This is a genomic window from Arthrobacter sp. Y3221159 (assembly GCF_059089885.1).
In genome coordinates this window covers 108,626-134,431 of the sequence record NZ_JBNHFC010000012.1, presented here as the reverse complement: position 1 = coordinate 134,431, position 25,806 = coordinate 108,626, and the positions used below count along the sequence as shown (strand labels likewise).

The 25,806-nt window shown below is 67.7% G+C and carries 24 protein-coding genes and 1 pseudogene; 14 read left to right on the top strand and 11 right to left on the bottom strand.

All coding sequences use genetic code 11. The features are described from left to right. Nucleotides 1-115 precede the first annotated feature (115 nt). From AC5RT3_RS13920 to AC5RT3_RS13885, 8 genes are all read left to right on the top strand, one after another. A complete protein-coding gene (locus AC5RT3_RS13920) occupies nucleotides 116-1,006 on the top strand; it encodes a carbohydrate kinase family protein (RefSeq protein ID WP_494124451.1) in 891 nt (296 codons plus the stop codon). Nucleotides 1,007-1,047: 41 nt separating this feature from the next. Further along, entirely contained in the window at nucleotides 1,048-1,932 is an 885-nt protein-coding gene (locus tag AC5RT3_RS13915) for an aldolase (protein WP_494124450.1), read from the top strand. Nucleotides 1,933-2,028: 96 nt separating this feature from the next. Further along, a complete protein-coding gene (locus AC5RT3_RS13910) occupies nucleotides 2,029-3,315 on the top strand; it encodes an ABC transporter substrate-binding protein (RefSeq protein WP_494052890.1) in 1,287 nt (428 codons plus the stop codon). After that, nucleotides 3,312-4,274 carry a carbohydrate ABC transporter permease gene (locus AC5RT3_RS13905; RefSeq protein WP_494052889.1) on the top strand — a complete coding sequence of 321 codons (963 nt, stop codon included), beginning with the start codon at nucleotides 3,312-3,314 and terminating at the stop codon, nucleotides 4,272-4,274. The genes AC5RT3_RS13910 and AC5RT3_RS13905 overlap by 4 nt, the downstream gene beginning before the upstream one ends. Nucleotides 4,275-4,278: 4 nt before the next feature. Next, the gene (locus AC5RT3_RS13900; protein ID WP_494011610.1) at nucleotides 4,279-5,094 is read left to right on the top strand and encodes a carbohydrate ABC transporter permease; all 816 of its coding nucleotides are present in this window, start codon (nucleotides 4,279-4,281) and stop codon (nucleotides 5,092-5,094) included. Nucleotides 5,095-5,134: 40 nt separating this feature from the next. Further along, on the top strand, nucleotides 5,135-6,574 hold the full coding sequence (locus AC5RT3_RS13895) for an NAD-dependent succinate-semialdehyde dehydrogenase (RefSeq protein WP_494124449.1): 1,440 nt from the start codon (nucleotides 5,135-5,137) through the stop codon (nucleotides 6,572-6,574). After that, entirely contained in the window at nucleotides 6,575-7,318 is a 744-nt protein-coding gene (locus AC5RT3_RS13890) for a sulfite exporter TauE/SafE family protein (protein WP_494124448.1), read from the top strand. A 44-nt stretch (nucleotides 7,319-7,362) separates the two neighbouring features. Further along, nucleotides 7,363-8,637 carry an AGE family epimerase/isomerase gene (locus AC5RT3_RS13885; protein WP_494124447.1) on the top strand — a complete coding sequence of 425 codons (1,275 nt, stop codon included), beginning with the start codon at nucleotides 7,363-7,365 and terminating at the stop codon, nucleotides 8,635-8,637. A gap of 31 nt (nucleotides 8,638-8,668) precedes the next feature. On the opposite strand, the gene AC5RT3_RS13880 is transcribed toward AC5RT3_RS13885, so the two are convergent. The 3 genes from AC5RT3_RS13880 to AC5RT3_RS13870 are packed head-to-tail and all read right to left on the bottom strand — an operon-like array spanning nucleotide 8,669 to nucleotide 11,753. Next, complete coding sequence (locus AC5RT3_RS13880; protein ID WP_494052886.1) at nucleotides 8,669-9,448, bottom strand: carbon-nitrogen hydrolase family protein; 780 nt, start codon at nucleotides 9,446-9,448, stop codon at nucleotides 8,669-8,671. Between the two features lie 35 nt (nucleotides 9,449-9,483). Further along, nucleotides 9,484-10,833 (bottom strand): APC family permease, encoded by a 1,350-nt coding sequence (locus tag AC5RT3_RS13875; RefSeq protein ID WP_494124446.1) that lies wholly within the window; start codon nucleotides 10,831-10,833, stop codon nucleotides 9,484-9,486. An 8-nt stretch (nucleotides 10,834-10,841) separates the two neighbouring features. Then, on the bottom strand, nucleotides 10,842-11,753 hold the full coding sequence (locus tag AC5RT3_RS13870) for a carbon-nitrogen hydrolase family protein (protein WP_494052884.1): 912 nt from the start codon (nucleotides 11,751-11,753) through the stop codon (nucleotides 10,842-10,844). Between the two features lie 63 nt (nucleotides 11,754-11,816). On the opposite strand from AC5RT3_RS13870, the gene AC5RT3_RS13865 reads away from it, so the two are divergent. Then, complete coding sequence (locus tag AC5RT3_RS13865) at nucleotides 11,817-12,560, top strand: FadR/GntR family transcriptional regulator (RefSeq protein WP_494052883.1); 744 nt, start codon at nucleotides 11,817-11,819, stop codon at nucleotides 12,558-12,560. 130 nt (nucleotides 12,561-12,690) lie between these two features. Next, on the top strand, nucleotides 12,691-13,935 hold the full coding sequence (locus tag AC5RT3_RS13860; RefSeq protein WP_494124445.1) for an MFS transporter: 1,245 nt from the start codon (nucleotides 12,691-12,693) through the stop codon (nucleotides 13,933-13,935). Here AC5RT3_RS13860 and AC5RT3_RS13855 read toward each other — a convergent pair. Together AC5RT3_RS13855 and AC5RT3_RS13850 are read right to left on the bottom strand one after the other, a co-directional pair. Beyond that, nucleotides 13,932-14,930, bottom strand: a complete 999-nt coding sequence (locus AC5RT3_RS13855) for a phosphotransferase (protein WP_494124444.1) — start codon at nucleotides 14,928-14,930, stop codon at nucleotides 13,932-13,934. The two genes, AC5RT3_RS13860 and AC5RT3_RS13855, sit on opposite strands and share 4 nt — an antisense overlap. 35 nt (nucleotides 14,931-14,965) lie before the next feature. Further along, a complete protein-coding gene (locus AC5RT3_RS13850) occupies nucleotides 14,966-16,000 on the bottom strand; it encodes a helix-turn-helix transcriptional regulator (protein ID WP_494052880.1) in 1,035 nt (344 codons plus the stop codon). Between the two features lie 85 nt (nucleotides 16,001-16,085). Between AC5RT3_RS13850 and AC5RT3_RS13845 the strand changes: the two genes are divergently transcribed. The 3 genes from AC5RT3_RS13845 (at nucleotide 16,086) to AC5RT3_RS13835 (ending at nucleotide 18,895) form a co-directional block, all read left to right on the top strand. After that, on the top strand, nucleotides 16,086-16,493 hold the full coding sequence (locus tag AC5RT3_RS13845; RefSeq protein WP_494124443.1) for a DUF1304 family protein: 408 nt from the start codon (nucleotides 16,086-16,088) through the stop codon (nucleotides 16,491-16,493). Between the two features lie 153 nt (nucleotides 16,494-16,646). Next, nucleotides 16,647-18,068 carry an FAD-binding oxidoreductase gene (locus AC5RT3_RS13840; RefSeq protein ID WP_494052878.1) on the top strand — a complete coding sequence of 474 codons (1,422 nt, stop codon included), beginning with the start codon at nucleotides 16,647-16,649 and terminating at the stop codon, nucleotides 18,066-18,068. A 74-nt stretch (nucleotides 18,069-18,142) separates the two neighbouring features. After that, entirely contained in the window at nucleotides 18,143-18,895 is a 753-nt protein-coding gene (locus AC5RT3_RS13835) for an ArsR/SmtB family transcription factor (RefSeq protein ID WP_494124442.1), read from the top strand. 60 nt (nucleotides 18,896-18,955) lie between these two features. Here the strand turns inward: AC5RT3_RS13835 and AC5RT3_RS13830 are convergent, their stop codons facing one another. The 5 genes and pseudogenes from AC5RT3_RS13830 to AC5RT3_RS13810 form a co-directional block, all read right to left on the bottom strand. Further along, nucleotides 18,956-19,162, bottom strand: coding sequence for a hypothetical protein (locus tag AC5RT3_RS13830; RefSeq protein WP_494011624.1), 207 nt, complete (start codon nucleotides 19,160-19,162; stop codon nucleotides 18,956-18,958). Nucleotides 19,163-19,185: 23 nt separating this feature from the next. Further along, nucleotides 19,186-19,921: pseudogene (locus AC5RT3_RS13825) on the bottom strand (dienelactone hydrolase family protein). Nucleotides 19,922-19,962: 41 nt separating this feature from the next. Next, nucleotides 19,963-21,336: an MFS transporter gene (locus AC5RT3_RS13820; protein WP_494124441.1), complete on the bottom strand. Its 1,374-nt coding sequence runs from the start codon at nucleotides 21,334-21,336 to the stop codon at nucleotides 19,963-19,965. A gap of 76 nt (nucleotides 21,337-21,412) precedes the next feature. Continuing rightward, entirely contained in the window at nucleotides 21,413-22,324 is a 912-nt protein-coding gene (locus tag AC5RT3_RS13815; RefSeq protein ID WP_494124440.1) for a serine hydrolase, read from the bottom strand. Between the two features lie 170 nt (nucleotides 22,325-22,494). Further along, nucleotides 22,495-22,845, bottom strand: coding sequence for a GNAT family N-acetyltransferase (locus AC5RT3_RS13810; RefSeq protein ID WP_494052874.1), 351 nt, complete (start codon nucleotides 22,843-22,845; stop codon nucleotides 22,495-22,497). 163 nt (nucleotides 22,846-23,008) lie between these two features. Here AC5RT3_RS13810 and AC5RT3_RS13805 point away from each other — a divergent pair, with 163 nt between their 5' ends. Further along, nucleotides 23,009-23,338 (top strand): DUF6457 domain-containing protein, encoded by a 330-nt coding sequence (locus AC5RT3_RS13805; protein WP_494052873.1) that lies wholly within the window; start codon nucleotides 23,009-23,011, stop codon nucleotides 23,336-23,338. Between the two features lie 102 nt (nucleotides 23,339-23,440). Here AC5RT3_RS13805 and AC5RT3_RS13800 read toward each other — a convergent pair whose 3' ends face one another. Then, the gene (locus AC5RT3_RS13800; protein ID WP_494124439.1) at nucleotides 23,441-25,768 is read right to left on the bottom strand and encodes an FdhF/YdeP family oxidoreductase; all 2,328 of its coding nucleotides are present in this window, start codon (nucleotides 25,766-25,768) and stop codon (nucleotides 23,441-23,443) included. Nucleotides 25,769-25,806 lie beyond the last annotated feature (38 nt).

Below are 25,806 nucleotides of genomic sequence, written 5' to 3'. Positions count from 1 at the left end.
AGTGGGCGGGACCGCGGCGTTGCATCCCAAACAGAACTATACAGAAAGTGTTGTTATTCCAACATAGCGTGTGTATATTTCTTCAGTACCAGCCGAAACTACAACGAGGTGGAACGTGCCCCAACCGTCAACTGGAACCCTGCTCTTCGTAGGCTGTGCCACCCTTGACTCCATCGCCCTGGTGCAGGATTTCCCCGCAGCAGACAGCCGCACGGTGGCGTCAGACTTCGCGACGGCAGGCGGTGGCCCCGCTGCCACGGCGGCCGTTGCGGCGGCGCGGGCCGGAGCCCGGACAGCCTTTGCGGGCGTCCTGGGCACCGACGAGGAAGGCGACCGGATCGTGGCCGGCCTCGAGGCCGAGGGCGTGGACACCTCCGCCATCATCCGCGACCCCGCCGTCAAGACCGGCGCCAGCGTGATCGTGGTCAGCCGGGCCACCGAAAGCCGCGCCATCGTCACCCGCCCTGTCCCGCCCGTCAGCTTCCCCGCCGGCAGCCGCTTCGCCGAACTGCTGGCTTCCGCATCCTGGGTGCACGTGGACCACCTTGGCTGGAACGCCGTGGCGGGCGTTGGCGCGGACGGACTCAAGATCAGCGTGGACGCCGGAAACCCCATCCCGTCCTTCAGCCCGCGGGGCGTCGCACTGTACGTCCCCACCATCGAAAGGCTCCGCGCCACGTACGGCGAGGACTTCTCCCCCGGGGACCTCCTGGGGAAGGCGATCGACGACGGCGCCTCCGCCGTCGTCGCCACCGCCGGCTCCGAAGGCGCCTGGGTCCTGGAACGCGGCGGCGAGCCGGTCCACGTTCCCGCCACCCCGGCCACCATCGTGTCAACCCTGGGCGCCGGCGACGTGTACCACGGTGCCCTCCTCGCCGCCGTCGCAGCGGGCCTGCCCCTGGTGGACGCCGCCGCCTTCGCCGGCCGCACCGCCGCAGCATCCTGCGCGGGGCTGGACGGCCGTTCCATGATCCCCCGCCAGGCCATCAGCCCTGTCCCTGCTTAACCATCGTTCCCAGCACAACGCCTAGCTGAAAGAAGCAGCCCATGAGCCCCACAGACCTTTCCCCGCTGCAACGCCCGTCCGGCGCGTTCGCCATGCTCGCCGTGGACCAGCGCGAAGCCATGCGCAACATGTTCGCCGAGCACACGGACCAGCCCGTCACGGACGAGGACCTCCGGAACTTCAAACTCGAGGCCGCCCGCATCCTCACCCCCTACGCCTCCGGCATCCTGATCGACCGGCAGTTCGCCCTGGACCAGGCCATCGAGGCAGGCGTGGTGGACTCGAACTGCGGCCTCATCGCCTCCGCCGACCACTTCGAATCCGCACACGGCGAACTCGTGGGCGAGGTGACCATCGACCGGCTGGTGGATCCGCACAAGTACGCGGCCCTGGGCGTGAAGGCGCTGAAGCTGTTGGTGCTGTACCGCCCGGACGAGCCCGCCGAGGGCCGGGTGGAGATGGTCCGTGAGTTCGTGGAGCGCTGCAAGTCCGCCGGCCTGATCAGCATCATCGAACCCGTCTCCCGCAAGCCCCTTGCCGGCGGCGACTTCGACTGGAACGCCGGTATCCTGGCAGCCGCCAAGGAACTGGGCAGCCTGGGCGCAGACCTGTACAAGGCCGAGGTCCCGTACAAGGGCCAGGCCCCCGAAGCCGAGGTCCGCGCCGCCTGCGCCGAGCTCACCAAAGCCATCGAGGGTCCGTGGGTGGTCCTGTCCTCCGGGGTCCCCGAGGACGTGTTCCCGGACGCAGTGCGGTGGGCCTGCCTGGAAGGCGCCAGCGGCTTCCTTTCCGGACGCGCCGTCTGGGCGTCCTGCATCGGCGCCCCCGACGTCGTCGAGTCCCTGTCCACCGACGCCGTCAGCCGGCTGCAGCGCCTCTGCGCGGTGGTCGACGACGTCGTCTCCACCCAGCGCACGCATGCATGAGCACAGACGCCGATCTCCAGGGGATTCCCGTCACCGTCAGGTGACCCCCTTCCAGCCAGCAAATAAGGCACAGCAACACTCAACGAGGAGACTATTGTGAGTCAGATTTCACGCAGGCAGGCCATCGCCGTCCTTGGAGCCCTGGGTTTCGGCGCCACCGCGGCAGCGTGCGCCGGACCGGGCGGCTCCACCGCCCCCGGCGGTGCCACCGGCCCGGCCGCCCCGGCCACCGGCGACATCACCGGTAAAGTGTCTTTCGCCCACTGGCGCGGCGAGGACAAGGCAGTGTTCGACGAACTGATCAAGCGGTTCGCGGCGATGCACGACGGCGTGGAGGTGGCCCAGGACATCTCCACCTCCAACGACTACAACGCCCAGGCGCTGCAGAAGCTGCGCGGCGGCTCCATCGGCGACGCGTTCGCCACCTTCCGCGGCGCACAGTTTAAGAACTTCACCGAGGCCGGCATTTACACCGACCTCAAGGGCAGCAAGGCCGTCTCCAACTACGAGGACAGCCTGCTCGCCGCCGGAAAGTCAGGCGACAACGTCCTGGGCCTGCCCTACCAGGTGGTGTTCCCCATGCCCATGGCCAACGTGGACCTGTTCGACAAGGCTGGCGCCGACCTCGCCCCCAAGGACTGGGACTCCTTCCTGGCCATGTGCGAGAAACTGGCGTCCTCCGGCGTCGTGCCCATCTCCTGGCCCGGCGGCGACGTGGGCAACGGCGGGCAGCTGTTCAACTGCATGATCGCCAACAACGGCCCGGTGGACGACATGGCCGCCCAGATTGAGCAGGGCAAGCTGAAGGTCACCGACGACTGGTTCATCAAGATGCTCAACCAGTACAAGGACCTGGTCCCGTTCCTGCAGCCCAATGCCACCGGCACCGCCGTGGAGCCGGCGCAGAACCTGTTCTCGCAGGGCAGGGCCGCCATGCTGGCCACCGGTTCCTACCACATCGCGGCGGTCCGCGGCCTGGGCGCCCAGTTCCCCATCGAGCTGGTGTTCCCCAACACCTCGGACGGCAATGCCAAGTACGAAGGCGTCTACAACGCAACCTTCATCCTGGGCGTCAACTCCGCCAGCAAGAACCAGGCGGCCGCCGCGGCATGGATCGATTTCCTGTCCGAGCCGGAAAACGCCGCCTACTACGCCAACGAGACGGCGCAGCACGTGTCCGTGAAGGACGTGGAGTACACCAACCCGGACCTGAAGCGCCTGAGCCCGTGGCTGGAGAAGAACACCGCCCTGGCCGCCCGTTTCCAGTTCCTGAACCTGGACGTCCGCAACGCGGTGGAAGCCAGCGCCACGGCCGTCATCTCCGGTACCAGTCCGGAGCAGGCAGCCGAGGCCGCCCAGAAGATTGTTGACGAGCGGCTATGAGCACCCACACCGGAACGGCGGCCAAGCGGAAAATGCCGCACCGCCATACCGGCGCCGACGAGGCCAAGGCGCGCCGCCGGTCCCCCACCCGGGTGAATCCGGCGCTGTACCTCTTCCCGCTGCCCGCCGTCGCCGTCATTGCCTTCTTCCTGGTGATGCCCACGCTGCAGGCTTTCCAGTACGCCATCACGGACTGGAACGGCTTCTCCGCGGCCTTCAACTACGTGGGGCTGGACAACTTCGTCCGGGCGTTCACCAGCGACTCACTGTTTATCAACGCGATGACCAACAACCTGAAGTTCATGCTGCTGGTGGTCATCGCGCAGACGGCGTTCTCGCTGATCCTCGCCCTGCTCCTGACGAAGAACTCCCGCGGCAGCATCCTGCTCCGCGCCCTGTTCTTCTTCCCCACCATCCTGTCCTCCGTGTCCGTGGCCTTCATCTGGAAGTTCATCTACGACCCCAACTTCGGCCTGGCCAACACGGCCCTGGGCGCGGTGGGCCTGGACGCCCTGCAGGGTTCCTACCTGGGCAACAACGCGCAGGCCCTGTACTGGGTGGCCGTCACCCAGGTGTGGTTCCACGCCGGGCAGATGATGGTGGTGTACATCGCCGGCCTGCAGTCCATCCCGCGTGAGCTTTACGAGGCCGCGGAAATGGACGGCGCCGGCCGGTGGCAGCAGTTCAAGTCCATCACCTGGCCGTTCGTGGCCCCCGCAACCGCCATCGTGGTGGCCTACACCACGGTGCAGTCGTTCAAGGCCTTCGACCTGATCCTGGGCATCGCGGGCAACCCGCCCAAGGGCTCCCTGGATATCCTCTCCACCCGCATCTACAGCACCTTCGCCAACTCGGAGTTCGGCTACGCCGCCGCCCAGTCGATCATCTTCATGGCGATGATCGCCCTGGTCACCTGGCTCCAGCGCCGGCTGCTCCGGCTGACCCCGAAGGGGGAATGACAGCATGCTCGCCTCAATCAGCCGCCGTGCCATCCTTGGCATCTACGCAATCATCATCATCGTCCCGCTGACGGTAGTGGGCTTCGGCAGCTTCAAATCCACGCAGGAGCTCTTCGCCGGACCGTTCAGCCTGCCGCAGTCCCTGTCCCCCGCCAACTACGCGGAGGTGATCGGCGGCCAGGACCTCGGATCGTCCTTCATGAACAGCGTGATCGTCACCGCCATTTCCGTGCCGGTCACCCTGTTCCTGGCCAGCCTGGCCGGCTACGCCATTTCCAGGTTGAAGGGCTTCATGTCATGGGCCATCTTCGGCTTCCTGGTCCTGGGCATGGCCATCCCGGCGCAGGCCAACATGGTGCCGCTGTACGTGCTGTTCGGCCGGCTGGGGCTGCTGGACAGCCTGGCTGGCCTGATCCTGGCCAATGTGGTGTCCACGCTGCCCATCGCCGTCTTCATCCTGGGCGGGTTCATGCGGACCCTGCCCAAGGAGCTCTACGAAGCATCCTCCATTGACGGGACCGGGCCCTGGAAGACTTACGCCTCCATCGCCCTGCCGTTGTCCGCACCGTCCATCGCGGCCGCCGCTATCTTCCTGTTCGTCATCCACTGGAACGAGCTGCTCTACCCGCTGCTGTTCATCCAGTCCCCCGGCAACCGCACCCTGCCGCTGGCGCTGCTGAGCTTCCAGGGCGAGTTCCAGACCGACTACCCGCTGCTCTTCGCCGGCGTCATCCTGGCCTCCCTGCCCGTGGTGGTGGCGTACGTCTTCCTGCAGCGGTACTTCGTTGCAGGCATCACCGCCGGCGCCAGCAAGGGCTGAGCACCCCGGTCTCCTGCCCGCCCAACGAAAGGCATCATTCGTGAATTTGAAATCAGCCGGCCACCTGGTGAACGGCACCTGGCACGCCGCCGGCAGCATGAAGGACGTGACCGACCCCGGCAACGGCAGCACCGTGGGCGAGGTGGCCTGGGGCTCCGCGGAGGATGCCACCAGGGCCGCCGACGCCGCGGCGCAGGCGTTCGGGTCCTGGTCCCGCACCACGGCCCGGAACCGGGCCGACCTGCTGCGCAACGCCGCCGACCTCCTGGCCGAACGCCGCGACGAACTCGCGCACACCCTGGCCCTCGAGGCCGGCAAGCGGCTCCCGGAGGCCCAGGGCGAGGTGGACTTCTCCGTGGAGTACTTCCGCTGGTTCGCCGAGGAAGTCCGCCGTGCCACCGGCACCATCAGCCCGCCCGAGTTGCAGGGCCGCCGCCACCTCAGCAGCCGGAAGCCCATCGGCGTGGCCCTCAGCCTGACGCCGTGGAACTTCCCGGTGTCCATCCAGGCCCGCAAGCTCGCCGCCATGCTCGCCGCCGGCTGCACCGTGGTGGGCCGGGTGTCCGAGAAGGCACCGCTCGCCGCCACCGGCCTGTTCGAGGTCCTGCACGACGCCGGGTTCCCGGCCGGCGTGGTCAACCTGGTCCACGGCCCCTCCCGCGAGATCACCGCGGCCCTGCTGGCCCACCCTGCCGTGCGTGCCGTCAGCTTCACCGGTTCCACTGGCGTGGGCCGGCAGATCATGGCCTCCGCCGCCGAACGCGTGGTCCGGCCATTGCTGGAACTGGGCGGCAATGCCCCGTTCATCGTCTTCGAGGACGCGGACCTGGACGCCGCCGTCGAAGGCGCAGTGCTGGGCCGGCTCCGCAACACCGGCCAATCCTGCGTGGCGGCCAACCGCTTCCTGGTCCAGGACAGCATCGCCGACGAGTTCGCGGCACGGCTTGGTGCGCGCTTTGATGCCATGAGCATCGGGCACGGCGTTCCCGACGGTGGTGCGCCGGTCCCGGACCTGGGTCCCGTCATCGACGCGGACCGGGTGTCCGCCGTGCAGGCACTGGTGGACGACGCCCTGGACCGCGGTGCGCGCCGCGTGACACAACGGACCCGCGTGCCGGGCCAGGGGTCCTTCCTGGCTCCCACGCTGCTGGCCGATGTTCCCGACGACGCCCTGCTGGTTGGCGAGGAAGTGTTCGGCCCGGCGGCCGGCGTCGTCACCTTCTCCACGGAGGAAGAGGCAATCCGGAAGGCCAACGCCACCGAAATGGGCCTCGCCGCGTACGTCTGGAGCGGCAGCCCGAAGCGCGGCTGGGAGATCCCGGAACAGCTCGAGGCCGGCATTGTTGGCGTCAACGACCCCCTGCCATCCGTGGCCTTCGCACCCATGGGCGGCGCCAAGCAGTCAGGCCTGGGCCGCGAAGGATCAAGCCTGGGCCTGGAGGAGTTCGAGGAGGTCCAGTACGTGGCCTGGAGGCCGTAAGTGCTGACCACTGGGCTGGTGCTGGGCGCCGTGGTGGTGGGTGCCGGGATGCAGCGGATCACCGGCATGGGCTTCGCCCTGGTGGCCGCCCCGTTCCTGGTCCTGCTGCTGGGCCCGGTGGACGGCGTGGTGCTGGTGAACGTCTGCAGCGCTGTGACGGCCGGGGCCATCATCTTCCGCGTGGTCCGGGACGTCGACTGGCAGCGGTACCTGTGGCTGGCGGCCTCGGCGCTGCTCGGCATCATCCCGGCGGCATTCCTGATCCGGCTCATCCCGGCGGCGGTCCTGGAGATCTCCATCGGGGTGATCCTCGCCGTCGGGCTGACCGTCCTGCTGGTCCTCAAATCCGCCACCCTTCCGCCGCGGCGGCGCTATCTCCTGACCGCCGGCGGCCTGAGCGGCTTCATGAACACGGCAGCCGGCGTGGGCGGGCCGGCGGTCAGCATGTACTCCATCGCCACCCGGTGGCAGCACAAGTCCTTCGCTGCCACCATGCAGCCGTACTTCTTCACCATCGGCGCGTTGTCCCTGGTCGCCAAGGCGGTGACTGCGCCGGCCACCTTCCCTGCCCTGCCCTGGGGCATGTGGGTAGGCGTCGCCGTCGCCTGCCTGGCCGGACTGGTGCTGGGCGACGTCGCCGCAAGGTTCGTCCCCGCCCGCGCGGCGCAGATCCTGCTGATCATCCTGGCCTACCTGGGGGCGGCCGCCACCATCATCCGCGGCGTGCTCGACGCCGCCGGGTGACCCCAACGATTTACCCTGCACCTGTATCAGAGAGAGGAAATAACATGACGTGGCTGAACAGTGCCGCTCACGCACGATGGCTCGAGGCCGAGACCGACCGGCTGATCAATTTCGCCGCGGCGTCGAAGGTGCCCACGGGATTCGGCTGGCTCGACAACTACGGCAAGGTGTTCGCCGACAAGCCGACCCATCTCTGGATTACCGCGCGGATGGTCCACAGTTTTTCCGTTGCTGCCCTGCTGGGACGGCCCGGCGCCGGGACCCTCGTGGACCACGGCATTGCGGCGCTCAACGGGGGCTTCCACGATGACGAGTTCGGCGGCTGGTACGCCGAGATCAACGAAAACGGCCCGGTGAACGACACCAAGTCCGGCTACCAGCACTCCTTCGTGCTCCTCGCCGCTGCCAGCGCCGTGGCCGCCGGGCGCCCCGGCGCGCAGGAACTGCTGGACAAGGCGCTGCACGTAGCCGACACGAAGTTCTGGGACCACAAGGCCAACATGTGCTTCGACTCCTGGAACCGGAACTTCACCGAAACCGAGGCGTACCGCGGCGGGAATGCGAGCATGCACTCGGTGGAGGCGTACCTGATCGTGGCCGACGTGACCGGGGAAAACCGCTGGCTTGAACGGGCCCTGCACATCGCCGAGGTGCTCATCCACCAGTTCGCCCGCAACAACAACTACCGGGTGTTCGAGCACTTCGACCCGGACTGGAACCCGATGCCGGAGTACAACACCGATGACCGGGCCAGCCAGTTCCGTGCGTACGGCGGCACCCCCGGACACTGGGTTGAGTGGGCGCGCCTGCTCCTCCACCTCCGTGCCGGGCTCGAAGCCCGCGGCCTGGCGGTCCCGGACTGGCTGCTCGAAGACGCCCGCGGCCTGTTCGACGCCGCCATCCGCGACGCCTGGCAGCCGGACGGCCACCCCGGCTTTGTCTACACCGTGGACTGGGAAGGGAAGCCCGTAGTCACCACCCGCATCCGCTGGGTGCCCGCGGAGGCAATCGGAGGGGCTGCGGCCCTGTACATCGCCACCGGGGAACAGCAGTACGCGGACTGGTACGAGCGCATCTGGGACCATGCCCGCGACTGGTTCATTGACTACGAGCACGGCTCCTGGAAGCAGGAGCTCGACGAGAACGGCAATGTCACGTCCACCGTCTGGTCCGGCAAGGCGGACATCTACCACCTCTGGCACTGCCTGGTGGTCCCCCGCCTTCCGCTGGCGCCCGGGCTCGCCCCGGCCGTGGCCGCAGGCCTGCTGGACGCCCGGATCAGTGCGAACGAGCCGGCCAGGGAACCTGCCGGCCGCTAAGGGCGGAGCCCCGCCGCTGTCCCGGCTCCGCCTACAGCCGGCGCTGCCGGAACATCGGGAACTGCCCGCGCACCCGCTCCACCGTCTCCGGCAGGACCTCAACCACCCGGACGCCGGGCTCCAGGCCAAGGTCCGCCTCGGTCACGCCCATCGGGTCCACCAGCACGCTTCGGCCCACGGAGACCGGCGGAGCCTGGCAGACGCCGGCCACGTAGACGCTGTTCTCGATGGCCCGGGCCGCGTTGAGGGCCAGCCACTGCCCGGTCTTGTGCGTGCCCGGCACCCAGGACGAGGGGACCAGCAGGACGGTGGCGCCGGCGTCGGCCAGGGCCCTGGCGAGTTCCGGGAACCGCAGGTCGTAGCAGGTCAGCAGGCCGAACCGCAGCCCGCCGGACTCAAAGACCACCGGCTCAATGGACGGGCCGGGGCTGATGAACCGGGATTCGTCGAAGCCCTGCGCGTCGAAAAGGTGGATCTTGCGGTAGGAAGCCAGCCGGCCGCCGTCGGGCCCGAACGCCACCAGGGTGTTGTAGGCCTTCCCCGGATCCTCCGCGGCTTCCACTACGCCCGCCACCAGCGCGATGCGGTGGCGGGCGGCGGTGGCGGCCAGTTCCCGGCAGACCGGGCCGTCCAGCGGCTCGGCCACCGCCGGGAACGTGGCGTCCACGATCTTCTTTTCGTAGGTGGCGTACTCCGGGAAGGCCACCAGGCCGGCGCCATCCGCGGCGGCCTGCGCGGCGAAGCTGTCGATGACCGCGAGGTTCGCCGCGATGTCCGTGCCGGATGCCAGCTGCCCGAGCGCTATCTTCACGCCTGCCCTTCCCGTTGCACTCCCGGAGGCCTGTGCTAGACCCCCGCCTCCACCGTGGCCTTCTCCGTGCTGGCCATCTCCGGCGGCGCTGCCCGGAAGCCGCGCGTGATCAGCGCCAGGACCAGCGCCCCCAGGATGAGCCAGGAGACTCCCAGCGTAATGGCGTTGCTGTCCAGCCGGGAGAGCAGGTAGGCGCAGATGACCGCGCCGACAACCGGGACCGCCACGTAGGACAGCGGGTTCAGGTTCTCCCCGGCACGCCGCCGGCGGAGGTAATGGAACACCACCGAGACGTTGACCAGCGTGAAGGCGGTGAACGCTCCGAAGTTGATGAACGACGTGGACGTGGCCACGTCCAGGAACAGTGCGATCAGGCCGACGGCGCCGGTGGCCACCAGGTTCAGCACCGGGGTGTGGAACTTCCGGTTGAGCCGACCGAAGACAGTTTTCGGCAGGACCGAGTCACGGCCCATCGCGTAGAGCAGGCGAGAGGCGCTGGCCTGCGCGGCCAGGCCCGAGGCGAACTGCGCCACCACCAGGCCGGCCAGGAACACGGCGCCGAACAGCTGCCCGCCGATCTGCAGGGCAATGGAGCTGGCCGCTGAGGCCGAGTCCTCGAACACACCGCCCGGGTGCACCAGCTGGGTCACGTAGGAAACCGCCACGAAGATGCCGCCGCCGATCAGGGCGATGAGCATGATGGCGCGGGGCACGTTCCGGCGCGGGTTGACCGTTTCCTCGGTGAGCGTGGTGACGGCGTCGAACCCCAGGAACGAGTAGGCCGCAATAGCCGCGCCGGCCGAGATGGTGGCGAAGCTGGAGGTGTCGTTGAAGAGCGGCTGGCTGCTCACCAGTCCCCCGGCACCGGAGGTGGACACCACGTTGCCGATGGCAAGTGCCACGAAGAACACGATGACCAGCAGCTGGAAGGCCATCAGCACGTAGTTGGCCTTGTCCGCCACCTTGATACCCAGGATGTTCAGTAGCGTGGTGATCACGATGAATCCAACAATCCAGACACCGATGGGGATGCCGGGGAACTGCGCGCTCAGGTACGAGCCGCCGATCAGCCAAATGACCATGGGCAGGAACAGGTAGTCCAGCAGCACCGCCCAGCCCACCATGAACCCGACCCGGGAATCGATGGACCGGCGGACATAGGTGTAGGCGGAGCCGGCCACAGGGTAGGCCACGGCCATCCGGCCGTAGCTGTGGGCGGTGAAGAGCATAGCGGCCATCGCCACCAGGTACGCGGACGGGGTGGCGCCACCGGTGGTTTCGGCGATGAGGCCGAAGATGGCCAGGACGATCAGCGGGGTCAGGTACGCCAGGCCGAACAGCACCAGCGAGGGCAGCTTCAGCGTGCGGGTGAGGGTTGTTGTCACGGTGTTCCTTAAGGCTTGTAGGACGGCGGTGTCCAGGTGGCCGGGTTGATCCGGCCCTGATAGACGGGAAGTTCGACGGCGGCCTCGCCGTCGCGGAACTGGGACCAGGGGCGGTTGAGGTTCTCCGTGCCGTGCGTGCGGACCTGCTCGACGGCGGCCAGGTCCAGGTCCGCTGCGAGCAGCTGCGGCTGATGGTCCGGTGCCTCGGCGATAGTGTTGCCCTCCGGGTCCACGATGATGCTTCTGCCCATGCCGGTGGGGCCCGCGCAGTTGACGCTGACCATGAAGACCTGGTTCACGATGGCGTTGGCCTTGGCGAGGACCAGCTCTTGGCGGCGGTCCGGGGTGGTGGTCTTGACCACGTTCAGGATGACGTCCGCGCCCATCCACGCCAGCTGCCGGGACACCTCGGGGTACCAGGCGTCGTAGCAGATGTTCAGCCCGACGCGTCCGATGCCGGGCAGGTCCACGGTGGTGAACCGGTCGCCGGGATCGTAGGGCTCGAACGGGCGCCATGGGAAAATCTTCCGGTAGTAGCCGGCGAGCTCCCCCTCCGGGGACAGCACCAGCTGGGTGTTGAACAGTTGGCCTTCGGGCCCGCGCTCGCAGACGCTGCCTGGCACCAGCCAGATCTTCAGGTCGGCGGCGAGTTCCCGCAGCTCCTTGACGCGCGTTCCGTCCAGGGGCTCGGCCGAGTCGCGCAGGACCGCGGTGCGCTGCTGGTCCGGAAAGGAGTCACCGAAGAGGTGAAGCTCGGGGAACACCAGCATTTTGGTATGGGGCTTGGTGTCCAGGGCTGCCTGGACCTCTGCGGCGAAGGCGGATATTGGTTCGCCGATCAGCCGGGGCGGGGCCTGGGCGGCGAGGAGGGGAAGGACGCGGTGCATGGTGTTCTCCATGGAAGGGGCTGTGATCTGCACTATATTAGATCAGAATGATCAAATAAACGGAAGGGCGCAGGTTTGGACCGTAAAGTAGCGGGTATGACGCCCCATGTGGAGGAGACTTCCGCCATTGGTTCATCCGCGCTCACCGGCATGGACCGCCGCAGCGCGATCGACGCGGTGCGGCTCCGGATCGGCATGGCCATCTCCCTGGGGCTGCTCAAGCCGGGCGAGCGGCTGCCGGACCAGGAGGACGTGGCACTGGGCCTCTCGGTCAGCCCCATCACCGCGCGCCGGGCACTTGCCAGCCTCGCCGAACAGGGCGTGCTGGTGCGCCGCCGGGGCCGCGGGGGCGGAACCTTCGTAGCCGACCATCCGCCGCGCGACGTCCTCGCGGAGCTTTCGGCCTCCCCGGCCGAGTCCCAGGCGGTCAACGAGCTGGTGGACCGGCGGCTGCTGTTCGAGTGCGCCGTCACCCACTACGCCGCCATCAACGCCACCGTGGAACAGCTGGACGAGCTGGAACGGCTGACCCGGGACATGGCCGCAGCAGCCAACTGGTCCGACTACCACCAGTCGGACGAGCAGTTCCACCAGCTGGTGGGATCCTCCTCGGGGCTGGGGACCGCCGTCGGGGTCTACCACGAGACCCTCGCGGAACTGTACGACTACTTCATCCCCTATCCCATCGACCTGCTGCACAAGTCCAACCAGGACCACATCGAACTCGTCAAGGCCCTCCGGAACGGCGATGTCCCGGCAGCGGTGGAGGTCTCCCGGCGGCACGTGGACATCCTGCACCGAACCATGTTCATGGGGCTGGCAGGCACGGCCGGGACGTAGCCGGGGAGGCGCGCAGGAGGACCTTGTCATGTACGTGACAGCGGTCCCGGTCCTGTAAATTTAAGGAAGGAATTTGTCCGGCCAGCAACGCCGCGTTCCACTCCCTCCCCCTTGAATGGACCCCCTTCGCATGCCTTCCGCGATGCCCGCGCCTGCCCCTGCCCGATTCCCCTATGCCGCGATGGCGGTCCTGGCCACCATCGCCTTTACGGCCATCACCACGGAGCTCCTGCCCTCCGGCCTGCTGCCGCAGATCAGCAGCGGCCTGAACGTATCCGAGCCCGTGGCCGGCTACCTTGCCGCCGCCTACGCCGCCGTCATTGTGGTCACGGTGGTTCCGGCCGCGCGGCTGCTGGCGGGGATCCCCCGGCATGCCCTGCTGGTGGGCCTGGTGGTCACGTTCGCGGCCAGCAACGCCTGGGTGGGCCTCGCCCCGGATTTTACGACGGCGATGATCGCCCGGATGGTGGGCGGACTGGCGCATGGCCTGCTCTGGACCACCATGGCGCCGTTCGTCACGAGGGTGGTTCCGGCGGACAAGGTGGGCAAGGCCCTGGCCATCGTATTCAGCGGCAACAGCCTGGGGCTGGCCATCGGCGCGCCGCTGGGTACCGCGCTCGGCGGGTTCCTCGGCTGGCGGGCCGGATTCCTGGTGCTGGCGGGATTCGGCCTGGTCCTGGCGGTCCTCGCTTTCTTCCTCCTGCCGCGGGTCCACCGGATCTCCGACGCCGCCCGGCCCTCCATGCGCCGTGCCGTCAGCCAGCCCGGGGTGAAGGCGGTAGCCACCGCCTGGCCGCTGCTGGTCCTGGCGCACTTCGCGCTGTTCACCTACATCGCCCCGTTCGTGCGCGAGGCCGGTTTGCCGGACTACGCCATCAGCCTTTCCCTGACCGTCCTCGGCGCCTCGGGCCTGCTGGGCATCTGGGTGGCGGGCCTCACCGTGGACTCGCATCCGCGGCGATCGCTGATCATCACGACGGCGGCAATCGCCGCATCGATGTTCCTGTTGCCTTTGGCTTCGGGCAACCTTCCGCTGGCCCTTGTGCTGATGACGGTCTGGGGCGCGGGACTAGGAGCAATCGGCATCTACAACCAGGCGGCCATCCTTCGCGCCGGCGGCGAGTACCAGGAGGCGGCCAACGGACTGACCGTGCTCACCATCCAGCTGGGCATCACCGTCGGTGCACTGTATGGCTCCGGTGCCTTGGTTGCCGGCGGCCCGCTGTTGGTTCCGGTTGCCGCAGCACTGCCGGTGGTGGCGGCGCTTGCCATCACCCTTGCCGGCAAGCGGCATGCCTACCCGCCGGGACCGCGGGAGCAGGTGTGGCTGGAGCCGCGGCCGGTGACGGCGGCCAAGGTGAAGGATCCCGCCTAGGCCAACACCTCCGCCGTCGCCAGCAGGATACTGCGCTGGCTCCCGTAGTGAACACGCAGGGAGCCGGCCAGATCGTGCAGCCAGCCGGGGCCAGCCGGGTTAGTGTCCAGGACACGGGGAGCCTCCAGCAGCTGCTGCGCGGCAAAGTCTGCCCGGGGCAGGACCAGTTCCCGCGGCCCGAGCCCGATGCCTGACGCCCACTGGTAGCCGTCGAGGAAGGCCGCGAGGAGCTCCGGATATTCCGGGAATCCGGGCTGCGGTCCCAGCAGGTCCCGCGCCGCCGAGGCCACATCCGCCGCAGCCGTCATTACCCTGGCTTCGTCGAAGTCGAAGCCTGTAAATCCCCTGCCGGTCCAGCGGAGGTTGTCCAGTTCGAAGTCGCCATGGCCCATCACCAGCGGCACCGCCGGACCGGCGGCCATGAGCCCGGCCAGGCGCTTCGCCGCCTCCTCCAGTTCCGGATCCGCCATCACGGACGCTGCTTCGGCCAGGGCGTCGAACGGTGCCGGCGCGTCCGGTTGAAGTGGAACGGCCAGGGGGCCCGCGGCGTCCTGGAAGGCTCCCAGCGCCGCGCCCCAAGCCGCGGCAGCACCGGCGTCGATCCCTTCAACGTCCAGCTCATCGCCGTCCACCTTGCCTGCCACGCTGGCGTACATGTCCCCGAGCGGGGTGCGCACCAGCTCCAGGGCGGCGCCTGCCAGGGAGGGGAAGGATGGCGCGACGGCGGCACCGGCAGCCGCCAGACGCGAATGGAACCGCGAGCCGCGGGCAAGTCGGCCTCCTGCAGGCTCTGTTGCCGGCGCGAACCGCGCGTAAAGGACCCCCCGGGGATCGGCTCCCGGCGGGGCAACGAACACGTGGGCCGCGGACGAACGCCAAAAGCGGAGAGTGCCCTCGGGCATGCCCCACCGCTCACCCACGGCATCGGCAACCGGCGAGCGCCATTCGTGATCTACGGTGTCCCGCAGCGATGCGATCTGGCTCAGAGGCAACATGGAGAAATCTTTACATGTCCTGGCTACAGATCTTGTCACGCGGACAGCCTCGCCAACAGCTCACCCCGGCTGCCCACTCCCACCTTCCCAAAGATCGATTTCAGGTGGTCGTGCACGGTGTGCGGGGAGATGAACAGGTGCCCGGCTATGGCAGCGCTGGAGTTGCCGGACATGAGCTCCAGGCAGACCTCCTGTTCGCGGGGCGTCAGGCCGTAGGCCGAGAGCAGCAGGGTGAGCACCTGGCGGGTGGACGCGGGCTCCACGGTCACTACCATCTGCCGGGGATCGTCGCCGGTGATCAGCCGGCTGGCCTGCAGGACCACCCAGCTGCCGCCGGCGTCCCGCATGCGGGCCCGGGCCGTGCCGGAGGGCGCGGCTTTTGCCTGGGCGACCACCGCGAACAGCACCATGCTGAACTGGCCGGGGGCGGCGTCGTCCAGGTCCTTGAGCCACGAGACCGCGGCCGGCGTCGCTGCCCGCAGCTCGCCGTGCTCACCGGCCAGGACAATCACGGGTCCATCGGGCTGCCACAGCTGGTTTCGCACCCGAGCCGCGACACGGGTGGCGGCGGCGAGCGCGGCGGTGACGGCAGCCAGGAATTCCACCTCGCGGTCGCTGAAGTCCCGGCCGCCTTCCCGGAAGAGGCTGCCCACGCCCCAGCACGATTGGTCCACCCGGAACGCTCCGCGGAGCTCGTGCACTAGGCCAATGGGACGCAGCAGGTCGTTCACCCGCACGCTGCCGGCCACCTCATGCCTGGGGGCGTCGGAGATCCGTGCCACCGGAACGGGACGCAGGGCGAGCCGGGCGAAGGTGTTGGGTTCGGTGCCCTCATATTCGGACTGGGCAAAGCGGATAGCGTACTCGTCCGTGACGGGCCAGGGCCGCCAGTTGGTCACGGAGTTCATCACCATATTTTCAGGGTCGACGCCGGCCCAGCAGGCCTGGTCGAACGGCACCGACTGCCGCACCAGCCCGAGGGCGGCGCGGTAGAGGTCCGCCAGATCCAGTCCGCCGGCAGCAAGCACCGCGATTTCCCGGCGGGCACGCTCCGCGCGCTCCTCCCACATAGGTCCAGTATCCGCCGCCGGGGACGGCCTGCAATCCCCTGTTTTGGGGATGGGACATTGCGCTGGCTGCGCCTAGCCTTCGAGCATGAACATGGTGTCCCAGGTATTCGCGGTGCTGGCGGTGGTGGTCTACGTCGGCGTGTTTCCGGTGGAGAGTTTCCTGCTGAGGCGAAAACCGTGGGCGCAGAAGTTCCTGAGCACGCCGCCGGAAAACGTCCCCGCCGTGATGATGTGGGCCATCCCCGCCGGCTACAGGAACCTGGTGGTCGCGCTGGGCGTGGTTGCCGGGCTGGTGGCCGTGAACATTGGTGAACTGGTAGTGGGCTACACCCTGGTGGTCTACTGCTGCCTCAACATGGTGCTCACCGCACCCACCATGCTGCTGGCGGACCTGCAGGGACACTATCCGAAGAAATGGGAGAGCGTCCCTGGCACGCTGGCCGCCACGCTGCCGGCCCTGCTCGCCCTGGTTTTCCTGCCCCTGGGGCCATAGGCGTCCGGCACCGGGCACACGCTATTGACCGCCCCGGGGGGCCGCCAGATACTTGGAGTGCCGTTGCCAATCGCACCCGTTCAAGGTGCGTACTCCACGTTCATCCCGGCCGGATCGGTGAGGACCCGGCACTGTATCCGGCGAGGTCAGACCATGGAACAAGGCCGTTCAGAAGACCAGATCACCCAGGCACTGGAAGGGTTGCGCAGCCAGCTCAGCGGCAGCCTGCTCCAGCCCGGCGACGCCGGCTACGAGGACGCGCGCCGGGTTTGGAACGGCATGCATGACCTGCATCCCCGGGCCATTGCCCTGGCCGGTTCCGTGGCGGACATCGACCCCGTCCTGGCCGCAGCCCGCAGCACCGGCCTGGTGCTGGCGGTCCGGGGCGGCGGACACAATGTGGCCGGGCACGGCAGCGTGGAGGGCGGCCTGGTCCTGGACCTGAGCAGGCTGCGTGAGGTAGCCGTGGATCCGGTTACGCGCCTGGTCACCGTGGAGCCGGGCGCAACCCTGGCGGACGTGGACAGGGCGACGGTGGAGCACGGCCTGGCGGTCCCCATCGGGGTCATCAGCGCCACGGGCATCGCCGGGCTTACTCTCGGGGGCGGCGTCGGCTGGCTCACGCGGAGCAACGGGCTGGCGCTCGACAACCTGAACTCGGTGCACATCGTCACGGCCGCCGGCGACCACCTCCGCGCGAGTGAGCATGAAAACGCTGAGCTTTTCTGGGGAGTGCGCGGCGGCGGCGGCAATTTCGGCGTCGTTTCCTCCTTCACGTTCCGTGCCCGGCCGCTTCCCCAGCCCGTCCTGGGCGGGAACCTCTTCTATGCTCCCGAGCACTGGAAGGACGCCCTGGCCGGTTTCGAGACTTGGACCCGGGACCTGCCGGACGAGATGAACCCGATTGTCAGCTTCATCGCTTTTCCTGCGGAGTTCGGACTGGGCGACGCCGTCTGGATGGTCATCGGGTGCGCCTGGGCGGGCACCGACCACCAGCCCGGACTGGACCTCATCGATCAGTTGCGGAAACTCGCGCCGCCGGACCAGGAGGAGGTGGGCCCGGTTTCCTGGATCGAGTGGCAAAGCGCCATGGACAGCCTCTTCCCCACCGGCTCACGGGGCTACTGGAAGAACGTCTCCTTCTCCCGGTTGGACGGGGAAGTCATCGACGTGGTGGCAGGTATTGCCTCCGAGGTGCAGTGGCGGGGCACCGGGATCGACATCCACCTCCTGGGCGGAGCCTTCAGCCGGGTCCCGGAGGAGTCCACCGCCTACCCCAACAGGTCCTCGAGGTTCCTGCTGAACGTCTACGGCTTCTGGTCCGACGCGGACGACGACGTACGCCTCACCGAGTTTGCGCGGCAGGCACACGCACGGATGCAGCCCTTCGCGGAACAGGGTGAATACCTGAATTTCCTGGGCGGCGAAACCCGCCAGGACCCGCACGCCGCACGCCTGACCTACGGTGCGGACAAGTACGACAACCTCATCGGCCTCAAGCAGCGGTACGACCCCGGCAACCTCTTCAGCCGAAACCACAACATCCAGCCCCGCCAGCCGTCCACCGCCCCGTAGTGAGGCCCCGCCGCGGACGGGAAGAGCAATGGGACCTCTTGATATGTGACCATTTGGTCACCTATGATGAAGGCATGGACGACGTGTTCAAAGCACTCGCCGACCCCACCCGCCGGGACCTCCTGGATGAGCTGTTCCGGGAGGATGGCCAAACCCTGAGCGCACTTGAGGCACGGTTCGCCATGACCCGGTTCGGGATCGCCAAGCACCTCCGCCTGCTGGAGGATGCGGGCCTGGTGGTGACCCGCCGTCGGGGACGGGAAAAGCTGCACTTCCTGAACCCGGTACCCATCCGCCTGGTCCACGACCGTTGGGTGAGCAAATACGCAGAACCATGGGCCGCTGGCCTCAGCGACCTCAAATCCAGATTGGAAAGTCCCATGGAAAAGATCTTCGAGATTTACATCAAGACCACACCCGAGCGGCTGTGGGAAGCCATCACGGACAGCGACATCCGCAGCAAGTACCAGTTCGGGAACACCATTGAGTCAGACTGGACGCCGGGCGGTCGCTTTGTGATGAACAACGTCAAGGCTGACGCACCGCTGGGTGAAGGCGAAAACCTGGAAGTGGACCCGCCCCGCCGGCTCGTCCAGACCATGCGGGCGCTGTGGGGCGAGGACGTCAAGGCCGAGGGGACCTCTAAGATCACGTGGGAGATCGAACCCGTGGGCGACTCATGCCGGCTGACCGTCACCCACAGCGACCTCCGCGAAGGCGCCAACGAGCAGCTCTACGGCGGCTGGCCGATGATCCTGTCCGGCCTGAAGACCTGGCTGGAAACGGGACAGAAGCTCACCGCGCCCGGCTCGCTGATGTACACCTAGGGCTCGACGACGGCGGCGTTCCGGTACGGCAGCCGCTACTTTCGCAGGGACGCGGCGGGCTCAGGTCCGCCGCGTGCCGTCCCACCTGCGCTGGCGCAGCTTCCGGCTGGCCACCAGGGAGCCGCCCATGAACAGCACGCCCAGGACCACCGCGGCCACCCCAACATAGAACCAGCCGCCCCGGGTGAAGATCATCAGCGCAACACCGATGATGCCCAATCCCTTGGCGGCGATATCCAGGTACAGCTGAACCTTCGGAGAGTCCATACGTCCACGATAATCCCGGCGTGCTAGTCCCTGAGGCTTCTGTCCAGGAACGAGAGGGTCCGGTTCCATGCGTCGGCCGCAGCTTCGGCGTTGTAGGTGTACCTGTTGGTGTCATTGAAGAAGGCATGGCCCGTCTCCGGATACACCACGGTTTCAAAATCCACGCCCGCTGCCGCCATCCGCCGCTTCAGCCCGGGCAGCTCCTCCATCAGGGCAGTATCCTTCCCCCCGTAGAACGCCAGGACCGGACAGGCGATGGCTCCGAGCTCCCGCGTCTTTGAACTCGGCGTGGCCGTAGAAGGGAACGGCCGCACGCAGCCTGGGTTCGGCTGCGGCCAGGGAAAAGGTGTAGGTCCCGCCCAGGCAGAAGCCCGTCGCGGCAACTCGGCCGGCCAGTCCCGGCACACCATCCAGGTGTTCGAAACAGGTCCGGAGGCCGGCAACGGCGTGCTTGGCATATTCCGGCGAGCGCATTGGCGCCATGTGCTTCCGCATTCGGGGCTGCGCGTTGCTGCGCTGTTCGGGGTCGAACACCGCTTTTTGAAGCTCCCCGCTCAGGTCCGGCACGCCCCCGGCTCCGGACAGCAGGTCCGGCGCGACCACCAGGTAGCCTGCCGCGGCATACCGGTCCGCGACGTCCTTGATGTGGTCCACCAGGCCCCACACCTCATGCACCACCACCAGGCCGCCCTTGGGTGTTCCCGGGGGCTCAGCAACATAGGCCTGCACTGAGGTTGCAGCGTTTCCCAGAGTGATCATGTTTCCCATGGGGCCAGCATGGCACGGCGTCCAAACGCTTCCTAGGGGTGGTGCTGGGCCTCCCGCTGCCGCCACAGCAGGCTCAGGCAGAACGTCACCGCGCACAGGACCATCATGGCGAGCACCATCCGCGCCCAGCTTTCCTGGTCCACCCCGCCGGCCGCGAAGACGCCGATCATCACGGTGGCGGTAATGGCGCCCACGTACCGGCACGTCTGGTAAATCCCCGCCGCCACTCCCCGCTCCTGCGGCCGGGTGGACACGAACATGCCCTGGTTGGAGGCAATCCCCACCGTCCCGTAGGGCACGCCCATGAGGGCGGTCATCACCACCACCAGCGGTATGGCAAGGCTGCCGGTCAGCAGCCACATCAGCCCGGCCGCAGCGGTCAGCAGGACGACGCCGGCAAGCAGGACTCGCCGTACCCCGAACTTTCCCATCGCCTTGACCGCCCACGGCGTGGCTACCACGGACATCCCGGCCAGCGGCAGCATCAGCAGGCCCACAACGCCGGGATCGTAGCCGCCGGCTTCCTGCAGTAGCTGCGGCAGGCCAAAGAAGACGAAGTAGTAGACGCTGCTGAACACCGCGAACGCCAGGTACACCAGCATCAGCGGCCGGTTCCGCCCCAGCAGGCGAAGGTCCAGGAAGGGCCGGGTGAAGTGGAGCTCGCGCCAGGCGAAGACGGCAGCGATCACTGTTCCCGCGCCCAGCATCCACCAGCGGTAGCCGGGCAGCACATTGAGCGCGGCCATCATCACCAGCATCAGCGCGGCCACGAATGCCAGGATCCCGGGGATGTCGGAGTCCCGCAACAGCTCGGCCACGCTCCCCCGCTCCCTGGCCTCGTCCGGCGGAGCCGCCTGCCGGACGACTAGCAGCGCGGCCAGCGCGAGCGGAACGTTGACCAGGAACAGTGCTTCCCAGCCCACCAGGCTGACCAGCAGCCCGCCCACAACGGGCCCGACGGCGGCAGCGGACGTGTTTGCCATCTGCAGCCGTCCCAGCGGGCGGGCCGGTTCCATTCCGGCACGGTGCGCGATGGCACCCACCATCACCACGGCGCTTGGGTAGGCGGTGGCTGTGCCGAGCGCCATCACCGCCCGGGCAACGCAGAGGAGGGCGAAATTCGGGGCGAGCGGTGCCAGGGCACAGGTGACCGCCACCAGGGCCATGCCCAGCATGAACATCCGGCGCGGTCCGAACCGGTCCGCCAGCCTCCCCATTACCGGCTGGCCCGCCGCGGAGGCGAGGTAGAAGGACGTGACCACCCAGGTGACGGCGGCGACGTCGAGCCCGAAATCGGCGCGGAGCACCACAAGCGCCACGGCGATCATGGAGGAGTTGAGGGGGTTCAGTGCCGTGCCCAGGCTGAGGCCGGCAACGGCCAGGGCAGTCCGGGGGTTGTTGCTCACGGTAACAGTCTGGTGCAAGGTGCGGCCGGGAAGCCACTTTGGCTGCCTGGAGGCGTCCTCCCGGTCCCCGGGGCTGTTACTTCCCGGCCGGGGTCAGCGGGAACAGGGCGTCCTCCACCGCGCCGGTCAACTCCCGGATGAGCTCCGCCTGTTCCGGTTCCTCGAAGCCTTCGGGGTTCTCCGTGTAGACCACCAGCGCGAAGGTGGAACCCCGGTAGGTCAGGAGCGCTGCGTCATGGAGTTCCCCGTCCATTTCCCCGTATTTGTGCTGCACCTCGATGCCGGCGCGGGAGCCGGCGGGGATAAGGTCGTCGTTGTTGGTGTCTTCCATGTATCCGAGCAGCTCCGCCGTGTTGGCTTCGTTGAGCAGCTCCCCCGAATGCAGCTTCTTGAGGACCATGGCCATGTCTGCGGCGGTCAGCAGGTTCTGTTCAGGATCGTAGGTGACGCCGATGGAGGCCGCGTAGTCGATCAGCCGGGGGTAGCCCACGGCGTCCATCAGCAGCAGCCACGAATCGTTGTTGCTCTGGTTCACCATGGCCTCCATTTGGAAGGCGGCGTCGTAATCCCCCATCGGGTCATCAAAGCCGGCTTCCCCGGTTTCGACCAGATGGTAGAAGGCTGCCGCGGTGATCAGCTTGGCGGTGCTGGCGGCCGTGAACACGCCGGTATCACCGAACGCCAATTCGGCATCACCCGAGACGTCCGCCAGCGCGACTCCCACCCGGTAGTCGCCGGCCTCGTCGAGGAGGGACTCAACCTTGTCCTGCAGCGAGTCAGGGGCGGCAGCCACCGGCTTGGCCGGGACCGGGGCGGCGGCCGTGGGCGCAGCGGTCCCGCCGAACGGCTCGGACCGGATCACGGCCAGGGCGATGGTGGCAACGATGACCAGCGCGACGGCGCACAACAGGAGCCCCGCCTTCCTCCGTCCGTGGCGGACGGGGAGAACTTCCTGTTCTACCCGGGGCTTTACTGGGTGCACCGGCATACGGGCTCCTGTCACAACTCAACGATCCGGGCATCACGCCCCAGCACGCGATGTGATGCCGATTAGATCACCAGCTGTTGGGAGCCGGCTGATAGCCCGCCGGAGTGTCGCGGCACTGGCCGGGACGCGCGTAATCACCATCGCCGCGATGCGTGTCGTGGCGCTGCTCGCTACCTGGCGCGGGCGGCCAGCGCCGTGTCCAGGAATTCAAGGTGCGCAGGCTTGACCGCCACCACGCTGCCGGCGTATTCGGGGTGCTTGGCCAGGAACTTCTTGATGAACGGGCACACCGGGACGATGCCCGTGCCGGCAGCGACCGTGTCATCCAGGGCCGCCGTGGCCAGCCGGCCGGCCAGGCCCTGTCCGCCATACTCCTCGTTAACAACTGTGTGGTAGAAGATCCGCTGCGGCGACCCGCCGCCGTCGTACGCCTTATACGCAGCCTTCCCGATCACGTTCCCGGCGTCGAGGATCTCGAAACGTTCGCGCTCGGCGTTGTGGCGGACGGTGATGTCACTCAAGGGGATCTCCTTCGATGCGGTGCGGCCTCTGGACAGCGTAACCCGGTGGGCCGCGTCTCTATTTCCGCACTGGGGGCCTGCACCCGGTGACTTCCGTTCCAAAGCCTTGTAGTGTCGGCACCGGACAGCAATACCGGCACATTTCGATGGCAAGGAGCGGACCATGACAGTCAACGACGACGAGGCACAGGTACTGGACCAGTGGAGCAACCGGCTGGCGCAGGCCCTCCAGATACTGGACATGAAAGTGGACCACGAGCTGCTCCTGGACCTCGCCCGCAAGTCCGCGGACAACGTCATCCACGCGGCGGCGCCGGTCACCACGTTCCTGGTCGGCTATGCTGCCGGGCTGGACGCCGGGACGGGCAGCGCCGGAACCAGGGAGGCCTCGGCGGCTGCCGTGGAAAAGGCCGCCCGGACCGCTTTCCAGCTGTGCGAGGACGGGCGCGACGGCGGTCCCGCCAGCCGCGGCTGGGCGGACACGGCCCAGTAACAGGCGACATCCCCGCCTGATGGACGACTCCCCGCCGAATGCCATGGGGAAAAGTCTCTAAGACGGGGACATGTTGATCCGGTGCTGCCCGCGGCCAGCACATTAGCCCCAGGCGGTGGGCTCCTCCTCCAGCACGGGTACGGGTTCAAGCCGGACGATGACGGCTTTCGACGCCGGCGTCTGGCTTCCCTCCGCCACGCTTTCCAGCGGCACCAGCACGTTCGCCTCCGGATAATATGCCGCCGCACAGCCGCGGGCCGAGGGGTAGGAGACCACGCGGTAGTTCCGCAGCACCCGGTCCACTCCGTCGGAGTACACGCCGTGAATGTCCACGTGTTGCCCGTCGGACAGCCCCAGCTCCGTCAGGTCTACGGGGTTCACGAACACCACCTCGCGGCCCTTCTTGATACCGCGGTACCGGTCGTTGTGGCCGTAAATGGTTGTGTTGAACTGGTCGTGCGAGCGCATGGTCTGCAGGATCAGGGTTCCCGGAGGCCGCTCCACGTACTCCAGCTCGTTGACAGTGAACATGGCCTTGCCCGTGGGCGTGTTGAAGGTCCGCGAGTCGCGGGGCCCGTTGGGCAGGATGAACCCGCCTTCCTGCCGGATCTTCCGGTTGTAGTCCTCGCAGCCGTTCACCACATGGGATATGTGGTCCCGGATCAGGTCGTAGTTCTTTTCAAAGCCGGCCCAGTCTGCCGAGGTCCGGTCACCCAGCGTGGCCGCGGCGAGCCGGCAGACGATGGCCACTTCGGACAGCAGCCCCGGTGCCACCGGCTCCACGGTGCCGTGCGAGGCATGGACTGCGCACACGGTGTCCTCCACGGAGACGAACTGCGGCCCGGACTCCTGCCGGTCGATCTCCGTCCGGCCCAGTGTGGGCAGGATCAGGGCCTCGGCCCCCGTCACTCCATGTGAGTGGTTGAGCTTAGTGGAAATCTGGACAGACAGCTCCGTCTTTTCCATCGCCTCCTCCGCGGCACGGGTGTCCGAGATGGCCCCCACGAAATTGCCGCCGAGCGCAATGAAAGCCTTGATGCCGCCGTCGCGCATTGCCCGGACCGTTTGGACGGCGTCGAGTCCATGGTCGCGCGGGGGCTCGAAATCGAACTCCTGCCCCAGCGCGTCCAGGAAGGCGGGCGGCATCTGCTCCCAGATCCCCATGGTCCTGTCGCCCTGGACATTACTGTGCCCACGGATTGGCGAGGCGCCGGCGCCCGGCTTGCCCATGTTGCCGCGGAGCAGGAGCAGGTTGATCATCTCCTTGATGGTGGCCACGCCCTTTTTCTGCTGCGTGATGCCCATGGCCCAGGTGATGATCACCCGGTCAGCTGCGATATACCGGGCCGCCAGTTCCTCGATCTCCTCCAGGCGGAGCCCGGTGGCTTCCAGTACCGTGGCGTCGTCCAGCCGGGCAAGGTGGGCCCGCAGCTCCGCCAGCCCGTCGCAGTGTTCTTCGAGGAATTTGTGGTCCAGCACCGTCCCGGGATGGGCGTCTTCGGCCTCGAGCACTCGCTTGGAAATGGCCTGCAGCAGCGCCATGTCGCCCCCGATCCGCACCTGCAGGAACTGGTCCGCCAGGTCCGTGCCGTGCCCGATGATGCCCTTCACCTTCTGCGGGTTCTTGTACCGCATCAGGCCGGCCTCCGGCAGCGGATTGACCGCCACGATCTTGCAGCCGGCTTCCTTGGCTTCCTCCAGGGCTGTGAGCATCCGCGGATGGTTGGTGCCCGGGTTCTGCCCCATGACGATGATGAGGTCCGCCTTGGCAAAGTCGTCGTAGGACACCGTTGCCTTGCCCACGCCGATGGTCTGGCCCATGCCCCAGCCGGAGGACTCGTGGCACATGTTGGAGCAGTCCGGCAGGTTGTTGGTTCCGTACGCGCGGATGAACAGCTGGTAGAGGAAGGCGGCCTCGTTGGAGGTACGGCCGCTGGTGTAGAACGCGGCCTGGTTGGGGTCGGGGAGCGACTTCAGCTTGCCGGCGATGATGCTGAACGCCTGCTCCCAGCTGACCGGCCGGTAGTGGTCCTCCCCCGCCGGCTTGTACACCGGCTCGGTGAGGCGGCCCTGCATGCCCAGCCAGTACTCGGACCGTTCCCGCAGCTCGCTGACCGGATGCTCTGCCCAGAACTCGGACCCGATGACCACCGGCGTTGCCTCCCAGGTCACCGCCTTGGCCCCGTTCTCGCAGAACTCGAACATCTTGCGGTGGCCAGGGTCCGGCCACGCGCAGCTCATGCAGTCGAACCCGTCCTTCTGGTTCAGCGCCAGCAGGGTTTTCCGCGACCGCTCCACGCCCATGTGCTTGAGCGCCGGTTGCATGGAGTAGTAGACGCCGGGCACCCCGGCAGCCCAGGTTTTGGGGTGGCCGGTCACTTCGAGTTCAGACTCGTCGGCTTCTTCGACCTTTGGGTTCTTGCGCGTCACGCTGCACACTCCTCGGCTGATTCCTGGTCCCCATTGCC

Excerpts from the sequence above, each read along its gene's own strand:
- AC5RT3_RS13915 (WP_494124450.1), top strand. The coding sequence starts at position 1,048 with ATGAGCCCCACAGACCTTTCCCCGCTGCAACGCCCGTCCGGCGCGTTC.
- AC5RT3_RS13905 (WP_494052889.1), top strand. The coding sequence starts at position 3,312 with ATGAGCACCCACACCGGAACGGCGGCCAAGCGGAAAATGCCGCACCGC.
- AC5RT3_RS13900 (WP_494011610.1), top strand. The coding sequence starts at position 4,279 with ATGCTCGCCTCAATCAGCCGCCGTGCCATCCTTGGCATCTACGCAATC.
- AC5RT3_RS13885 (WP_494124447.1), top strand. The coding sequence starts at position 7,363 with ATGACGTGGCTGAACAGTGCCGCTCACGCACGATGGCTCGAGGCCGAG.
- AC5RT3_RS13865 (WP_494052883.1), top strand. The coding sequence starts at position 11,817 with ATGACGCCCCATGTGGAGGAGACTTCCGCCATTGGTTCATCCGCGCTC.
- AC5RT3_RS13860 (WP_494124445.1), top strand. The coding sequence starts at position 12,691 with ATGCCTTCCGCGATGCCCGCGCCTGCCCCTGCCCGATTCCCCTATGCC.
- AC5RT3_RS13855 (WP_494124444.1), bottom strand. The coding sequence starts at position 14,930 with ATGTTGCCTCTGAGCCAGATCGCATCGCTGCGGGACACCGTAGATCAC.
- AC5RT3_RS13850 (WP_494052880.1), bottom strand. The coding sequence starts at position 16,000 with ATGTGGGAGGAGCGCGCGGAGCGTGCCCGCCGGGAAATCGCGGTGCTT.
- AC5RT3_RS13845 (WP_494124443.1), top strand. The coding sequence starts at position 16,086 with ATGAACATGGTGTCCCAGGTATTCGCGGTGCTGGCGGTGGTGGTCTAC.
- AC5RT3_RS13840 (WP_494052878.1), top strand. The coding sequence starts at position 16,647 with ATGGAACAAGGCCGTTCAGAAGACCAGATCACCCAGGCACTGGAAGGG.
- AC5RT3_RS13835 (WP_494124442.1), top strand. The coding sequence starts at position 18,143 with ATGGACGACGTGTTCAAAGCACTCGCCGACCCCACCCGCCGGGACCTC.
- AC5RT3_RS13830 (WP_494011624.1), bottom strand. The coding sequence starts at position 19,162 with ATGGACTCTCCGAAGGTTCAGCTGTACCTGGATATCGCCGCCAAGGGA.
- AC5RT3_RS13815 (WP_494124440.1), bottom strand. The coding sequence starts at position 22,324 with ATGCCGGTGCACCCAGTAAAGCCCCGGGTAGAACAGGAAGTTCTCCCC.
- AC5RT3_RS13805 (WP_494052873.1), top strand. The coding sequence starts at position 23,009 with ATGACAGTCAACGACGACGAGGCACAGGTACTGGACCAGTGGAGCAAC.